The following is a 6,821-nucleotide window of genomic DNA, read 5'->3' as shown; positions in this document are numbered from 1 at the left end:
CCTTCTCCCCGTGAACGGGGAGAAGGAAAGGGCGCGCCATGACCAGCTTGCCGTTACTGCCGACACCGAAAAAGCTCGGACTCGTCATCGATCTCGACGTCTGCGTCGGCTGCCATGCCTGCGTCATCAGCTGCAAGGAGTGGAATACCGGCGGCTATGGCGCCGCACTTTCGGACCAGGATCCCTACGGCGCGGATGTTTCAGGCACCTTCCTCAACCGCATCCACACCTTCGAGGTCGTGCCCGAGGGCGGGCAGGTGATCGGCGAGGCGGGCGAGGCACGCATCGTGCATTTCCCCAAGTCATGCCTGCATTGCGAGGATGCTCCTTGCGTCACTGTTTGCCCGACAGGTGCGTCCTACAAGCGCGCCGAAGATGGCATCGTGCTGGTCGACGAAAGCAAATGCATCGGTTGCGGGTTGTGCGCGTGGTCGTGCGCTTACGGTGCGAGAGAGATGGATCTCGCCGCAGGCGTGATGAAGAAATGCACGCTGTGCGTCGACCGCGTCTACAACGAGACGCTGAAGGAAATCGACCGCGTGCCGTCCTGCGTTCGCACATGCCCTGCCAATGCACGGCACTATGGCGACCTCGCCGATCCGACTTCAGAAGTCTCGCGCATGGTGGCTGAGCGCGGCGGCTACGATCTCATGCCGGAGCAGGGTACACGCCCGACCAACAAATATCTGCCGCCCCGCGCGCGCAAGCCACTGGCCGCAAGTGCTGGTTCGACAGTGCTCGCTGAAAACACTGACGGCGCCAAGGGCTTCTTTGCCTGGCTCGACGGTATGCTGGACCGAATCTGAAAAAATGCACCCCGCACCTTCCATCATCTTATTCACCACGCTTTCCGGGCTCGGCTACGGGCTCGCAGCGATGCTCGGGCTTGGCCTGCTCGACGCCTCGACCCTGTCGGCAAAACTCGCGCATATCGCTGCGCTGATGATGATCGGAGGCGGCCTGTTGTCGTCGACGCTGCATCTCGGCAATCCGCAGCGCGCCTGGCGGGCGCTGTCGCAATGGCGATCGAGCTGGCTGTCGCGCGAAGGCGTGATGGCGGTTCTGACCTTCGTGCCGCTGACGACTTCCGCATGGTTCGCGGTGGTCGAGGGACGCTATGTTCCTGCCGTCGGGCTGGTCGGATCAGTGATGTGCGGCATCACTGTCTATTGCACCGCGATGATCTACGCCTCGCTGCGTTCGATCCAGGCGTGGAACACCGGCCTCACGCCACTATGTTACCTGCTGTTTGCCGCGGCTGGTGGGCTTTTGCTCGCAACCGTCGTTGCCACAATCTCGGGAAGCGGTAGCGTTTTGTGCGCGTTATTGGCGCTAGTGGTGGTTATCGCCGCCTGGGTGGCGAAAAGTGTCTGGTGGAAGCGGCTGCGAACGCTGGCGCCGCTGTCGACCCCGGAGAGTGCCACGGGTCTCGGTAATATCGGCCATGTCAGGTTGTTCGAGCGGCCCCACATCAACGACAACTACCTGACCCGCGAAATGGGCTTTAAGGTCGCGCGCAAGCACGCGCTCAAACTATCGATGCTGGCGATTCTCGCAGGCGGGGTGATACCTACTGTGCTGTTGCTGGTGGCCATTTTTGCGGGTGGCAGCACGATCGCCCTGCTGGCTGCAGTCCTGGCGGTGTTGCTTTATGCGCTCGGCCTGGTCGTCGAGCGTTGGTTGTTCTTCGCCGAAGCCCGCCACGCGGTGATGAACTACTACGGCGGGTGAGGACAATCTCAGGAATCGGCGGCCAGCTTGCCGGCAGCGTTGACCTTGCGGCGCTTGCCTTGGGACAGGTTCCAGCGCTTGTGGAACCACATCCACTGGCCGGGGTCTTCGCGAATCCAGCGCTCCACCGTGTCATTCAGCATCTGCGTGGTCGCCTGAACGTCGACCGTGCCGTCGGCGCGGCGCGGCAGCGTCAGCTTTTCGTCCACGGTCAGCCGATAGCGGTTGCCGGGCAGCCTGACGCAGTGCGCAGGATAGACGTCGCATTCATAGTGGCGGGCGAGCATGGCAAGGACCGGATTGGTCTCGCATTCGAGGCCAAAGAATTTCGTGCGCAGGCCGCGATTGAACTTCTGATCGACGAGCACGCCGACATTGCCGCCCCGGTCCAGAATCCCTGCCAGCGCGAAGGACGCGCCGCGCTGCGAAGCCAGCAGATCCCCCATATTCGAGCTACGCGTCGAGAAGATATATTCGGCAAGGTAGGGGTTGTTTGGCGGACGAAACAGCGCTGTGATCTTCATGCCGAAGGTGGCGGCAGCGATCGGCAGCAGTTCGAAATTGCCAAGATGCGCGGTGAAGACGATGTGCGGCTTGTCCTCGCCAGCGATCTTCACGAAATGGTCGATACCCGAAACCTCGATACGGCCAGGCGTCGTCGCCTGCGGATCGTAGTCGAAGATCTGTTCTAGGAAGATATATTCGGCGCCGAGCCGGCCCATATTGCCCCACATGTCGAGGGCGATGGCTTCGATTTCGGCGTCGGTTTTCTCAGGATAGGCGTTACGCAGATTGGACAGCGCGACCCGATGACGGCCGAACCAGGGGCCGACCGTGCGAGCGGCGCGATCGGCAAAATTGAGCCCTTTGTCGACCGGCAGCAAGCGCAACAGCTTGAGCGCCACCAGCGCTACCTGCGCGACCAGCCAGTAATTGAACATGCGCAGATGCCCCATGATCTTCRTGACCGTGGGGTTGGGGATCTTGCTGGCCTTCTTGCGGGGCAATTCGGGAAAATCCTCAGTCGATGCGGAGGATGATCTTGCCGAACACGTCGCGACCTTCCATCCGCTTCAGCGCGGTGCCGATGGAGGTAAAGTCGACCTCGGTGTCGATGATCGGCTTGACCAGTCCGGCAGCCATCTTCTGCATGGCGTCGGCCATGTTTTCCATGCGGCAGCCAAATGAGCCAAGCAACTTGAGCTGTTGCTGGAACAGCATCATCAGGTTGATTTCTGTCGAAACGCCTGATGTCGAGCCGCAGGTGACGAGGCGGCCGCCTCGCTTGAGGCTGAACATCGAGCCTGCCCAGGTGTCCTTGCCGACATGTTCGAAAACCACGTCGACGCCCTTCTTCTTGGTCAGCTTGCGCACGACGCCTTCGAAACGATCCTCGCGGTAGTTGATGACATGGTCGGCGCCAAGGGCCTTGGCCTTGTCGATCTTGTCATTGGAACCGACTGTCGTGATGACGGTGCAGCCCATCTTCTTGGCGAGCTGGATTGCCGCCGATCCGATGCCCGAACCGCCGGCATGGATGAGGATTGTCTCGCCCGGCTGAAGCTTGGCGTTGTCGAACAGCATGTGTTCGACCGTGCCGAAGGTGACGGGAGCAACCGCAGCGCCAACGGCATCGACGCCGGGAGGAGCGGGAACAAGCAGGCGCGCCGGCAGGTTGATCTTTTCCTGGGCGAAGCCGTCGAGATGGAAGCCATGCACGCCAGAGACGTGTTCGCACAGATTGTCGCGGCCTTCGCGGCAGGGACGGCACAGGCCACAGGTGCGGGCGCCATAGATCGAAACCAGCTGATCGGGTGCAAGGCCCGTCACGCCGGGGCCGACTTCGTCGACCTCTCCGGAGGCTTCGGCGCCGATGACCAAGGGCAGCTTGCGCTTGGCAAAGGCCATGCCGCGCCAGCCCCAGACGTCGATATGGTTGAGCGCCACAGCCTTGATGCGGAGCGTGACTTCGCCAAGGCCTGGAGGCGGTGGTGGGGCGATATCCACCTGCTCGAGCCGGCGGTCCTCGACGAGCTGCAATGCGCGCATGATCTCGCTAAATCCTTGTCGCTACAGCGCCGCGCGTCCCTTTCGACGCGCAAAAAGGACGCTGCAGCACCTAATCGATGTTGAGACGGTCGCTTAGACCGGTTCCCGCGCCATGACAAGGCAGGTGTTCTGGCCGCCGAAGCCGAAGGAGTTGGAAAGCACCGTGCGAACCTCGGCCTTGCGCTTCACATTAGGCACCACGTCGAGCTCGATCGAGGGATCGGGATTGTCGTAGTTGATGGTCGGCGGAATGACGCCTTCGCGCATGGTCATCAGCGAGAAGGCGGCCTCGATGGCGCCCGCAGCCGAGAGCGTGTGGCCGATCATCGACTTGTTGGACGACACCGGGATCTTGCGGATGCGTTCGCCAAACACGGTTGATAGCGACAGATGTTCCATCTTGTCGTTCTCAGGCGTCGAGGTGCCATGGGCGTTGACGTAATCGATCTCGTCTTCGGCGAGGCCTGCGTCGGCAAGCGCTGCCTTGACCGCGGCGATAGCCGGTGAGCCGTCAGGCTTGGAGCGGGTGCGGTGGAAGTCGTCGGCCTTTTCGCCGCAGCCCCTGAGGATGCCGAGCACTTCGGCACCGCGCGCTAGCGCGCTTTCCAGCGATTCGAGCACCAATGCCGCTGAACCTTCGGCGAGCACGAAGCCGTCACGGTCCTTGGAGAAGGGCTTGGAGGCCTTTTCCGGCACTTCGTTGTTGGTCGACAGCGCCGACAGCAGCGAGAAGCGGATCAGCGCCTCGGCGGTTGCGGAGCCGTCGGCGCCAACGGAGAGCGCGCGGTCGCATTCGCCACGGCGAATGGCCTCGACGCCGAGCTGGATCGCAGTGGCGCCCGATGCGCACGCGGTCGAGGTGGTGATCGGCAGGCCGCGCGTGCCGAAACGGTCGGCGAGGCGGTCGGCGATCGAGCCGAACTGCGAAGTGTCGAACATGTCGAGCGAATTCTGGCTGCGCGCCACCTTGAGCAAGCGATCGGAGGCCGAGCCTTCGTCGTCGCCGGCATAAAGGGCGAAGCGGTCGCGCCAGTCGAGCTCGACCGGCGGGGAGGCGAGAAACAGCGGGCCGTCGAAATCGTCGGAGGCAAATCCGGCTTCCTCGACAGCTTCGAGCGCTGCCGTCTCGGCCAATTCATAGGTCAGCGCGCTGGCRCCCTTGGTGCTCGACGGCAGGAAGTCGACCATGCCCGAGATGCGGGTGTTGAGCAGATCGATGGGGAAGCGGGTGATCGGATGAATGCCCGACTTGCCCGCCGTCAGCGCTGCCCAATTGTCGGCCTTGCCGACGCCGAGCGAGGTGACGACACCGATGCCGGTAACGGCAACGACGGGTCTGCCGAGATGATCCTTCAGATTGGCCATGTTTTGTCCTGACACCCTTCAGCGCGGCGCGGAAACGAGCGCCATGCCTTCGAATTGGTGATAGCCGACCGCCGTTGCCAGAACATTTTCCGGCTTGCCGGCGAAATTCTTTTCGCCTTGCTCGAAGGCCGGGTAGCCGGCGCCACGGTCGACAGCAAGCGCTGCAAGCGCCACGGCGAATGGAAACTGCGCTTCCTTCATATGCCCTGTCAGCGACGAAAGGGCGCGGGCCGCGATCGCCGGATTGGCGTCGAAGGCGGCCTTTTCAGCTGCGGTTGCGGCATGGGCGCCCGAGGCACCCGAGACCGCCAGCAACTCGCCATCGGGCAAATCGGTCTTGGCCAGCAATTCGGCGATGCCCGCTTCGAGCCCGCCATTGCGGCGCATGGCGCGGCTGGAAAGCACCGGGCCGAGCGTGGCATAGATCTTCTGGCCACGGGCTTCGGCATGCTCGCGCGATTCGAGCACGAGGAACGCGCCGCCGGAGCCTGTTACGACACCGCCGCCTTCCGAGCCCTGGCGTTGCCAGACGGGCTTCCACGGTCCGCGATGCAGATAGCCGGCCAGTTCGTAGCCAAGCAGCATGTCGGAATGTTCGGTCTGGAAAGCACCGCCGACCAGCACATGCGTCGACTGGCCGGAGCGGATGCGAGCGGCTGCGGTCTCGATGGCCGAAACTCCCGCGCCTTCCTCGCCCATGAAGGTGCGCGAAGAGCCGGTGACCTTGTGGACGATCGAGATGTTGCCGGCCAGCAGGTTGGAAAGCTGCGCCAGGAAGAGCGTTGGCCTGAGTTCAGTGGTCAGCTTTTCGTTGAGCAGCACATCGCGGTCGGTGCGGTTTTCAGATGCCGCCAGCACGCCGGCGTCGACCGCTTCGTCGCGCTCGCCGCCGCCTGCCGCCACGACCATGTCCATGGTCGCGCTGAGCTCGTCATTGCCTTTGATGCCGGCGTCGTCGAGCGCCATGCCCGCCGTATAGGTGCCCAGCCGCTGCCACGTTTCCATCTGCCGCTGGTCGCCACGCTTGGCGATCTGCAGGCCCCAGTCGATCTGGGGCAGGGGGTGGATGGCATAGGGCGTGAAGCGCTCGGCATCGATCACCGGGGTCGTGCCCGGTGCGGTCAGCTTGTCCCAATGGGCAGCGCCGCCTTCTCCCAGGGAGGAGACGAGGCCTATGCCTGTGATGACGACGTCGCGATTGGCCATGGGTGGTTTCAGCGTGCTCAGGCGTTCTTCGCCGCGACGAGCGCGTCGATCTTGGCGCAGAGGTTCTTCATGACGAAGTACTCGTCGGTCGAAGCCTTGCCGTCGTTGACTTCCTGGGTCCACTTCTCGAGCGGCACCTTGATGCCGAATTCCTTGTCGATGGCAAACACGATGTCGAGGAAGTCGAGGCTATCGATGCCCAGGTCGTCGATGGTGTGGCTCTCGGGCGTGATCGTATCGATGTCGATCTCGCTGGTCTCGGCAATGATCTTGGCGACTTTCTCGAAGGTCGTGGACACGGTTTTTCCTTTGATGAGGGCGGTCATGAATCCAGGACAGATTCTACGCACATAGTTTTGAGGGGCTGTCTAATCGGTTTTTCCAGTCAGGAAAAGGCCAAATCCTGCGCCTTCGCGGCGAGGGCAGGCACCGTACCTTGGGGAAAGCAGGTGAAGTGCGCCCTAGAAGAC

At 62.7% G+C, this 6,821-nt stretch carries 7 protein-coding genes; 2 read left to right on the top strand and 5 right to left on the bottom strand.

What is annotated here, in order from left to right; genetic code table 11:
* The first annotated feature begins 38 nt into the window (after positions 1-38).
* On the top strand, positions 39-806 hold the full coding sequence (locus AC1DUU_RS19465) for a 4Fe-4S dicluster domain-containing protein (RefSeq protein ID WP_476785045.1): 768 nt from the start codon (positions 39-41) through the stop codon (positions 804-806).
* A gap of 4 nt (positions 807-810) precedes the next feature.
* Positions 811-1,731 (top strand): dimethyl sulfoxide reductase anchor subunit family protein, encoded by a 921-nt coding sequence (locus AC1DUU_RS19460; RefSeq protein WP_476785044.1) that lies wholly within the window; start codon positions 811-813, stop codon positions 1,729-1,731.
* Between the two features lie 8 nt (positions 1,732-1,739).
* On the opposite strand, the gene AC1DUU_RS19455 is transcribed toward AC1DUU_RS19460, so the two are convergent.
* The 5 genes from AC1DUU_RS19455 to AC1DUU_RS19435 all read right to left on the bottom strand — a co-directional run bounded on the left by AC1DUU_RS19455 (position 1,740) and on the right by AC1DUU_RS19435 (position 6,677).
* A complete protein-coding gene (locus AC1DUU_RS19455) occupies positions 1,740-2,687 on the bottom strand; it encodes a lipid A biosynthesis lauroyl acyltransferase (RefSeq protein WP_476785046.1) in 948 nt (315 codons plus the stop codon).
* Between the two features lie 64 nt (positions 2,688-2,751).
* Positions 2,752-3,780: a zinc-binding dehydrogenase gene (locus AC1DUU_RS19450; protein WP_476785043.1), complete on the bottom strand. Its 1,029-nt coding sequence runs from the start codon at positions 3,778-3,780 to the stop codon at positions 2,752-2,754.
* Between the two features lie 93 nt (positions 3,781-3,873).
* Entirely contained in the window at positions 3,874-5,145 is a 1,272-nt protein-coding gene (locus tag AC1DUU_RS19445) for a beta-ketoacyl-ACP synthase (RefSeq protein ID WP_476785042.1), read from the bottom strand.
* 18 nt (positions 5,146-5,163) lie between these two features.
* Positions 5,164-6,351: a beta-ketoacyl-ACP synthase gene (locus AC1DUU_RS19440; RefSeq protein WP_476785041.1), complete on the bottom strand. Its 1,188-nt coding sequence runs from the start codon at positions 6,349-6,351 to the stop codon at positions 5,164-5,166.
* A gap of 17 nt (positions 6,352-6,368) precedes the next feature.
* Complete coding sequence (locus AC1DUU_RS19435) at positions 6,369-6,677, bottom strand: acyl carrier protein (protein WP_476785040.1); 309 nt, start codon at positions 6,675-6,677, stop codon at positions 6,369-6,371.
* Positions 6,678-6,821 lie beyond the last annotated feature (144 nt).

This window comes from Aminobacter sp. P4_H6_2 (assembly GCF_056400805.1).
The sequence above is the reverse complement of the archived record's forward strand: the minus strand, read 5'-3'. Positions and strand labels throughout refer to the sequence as shown.

What these genes read in the sequence shown, in the direction of transcription:
- AC1DUU_RS19465 (WP_476785045.1), top strand. Translation starts at nt 39, where the DNA reads ATGACCAGCTTGCCGTTACTGCCGACACCGAAAAAGCTCGGACTCGTC.
- AC1DUU_RS19460 (WP_476785044.1), top strand. Translation starts at nt 811, where the DNA reads ATGCACCCCGCACCTTCCATCATCTTATTCACCACGCTTTCCGGGCTC.
- AC1DUU_RS19455 (WP_476785046.1), bottom strand. Translation starts at nt 2,687, where the DNA reads ATGGGGCATCTGCGCATGTTCAATTACTGGCTGGTCGCGCAGGTAGCG.
- AC1DUU_RS19450 (WP_476785043.1), bottom strand. Translation starts at nt 3,780, where the DNA reads ATGCGCGCATTGCAGCTCGTCGAGGACCGCCGGCTCGAGCAGGTGGAT.
- AC1DUU_RS19440 (WP_476785041.1), bottom strand. Translation starts at nt 6,351, where the DNA reads ATGGCCAATCGCGACGTCGTCATCACAGGCATAGGCCTCGTCTCCTCC.
- AC1DUU_RS19435 (WP_476785040.1), bottom strand. Translation starts at nt 6,677, where the DNA reads ATGACCGCCCTCATCAAAGGAAAAACCGTGTCCACGACCTTCGAGAAA.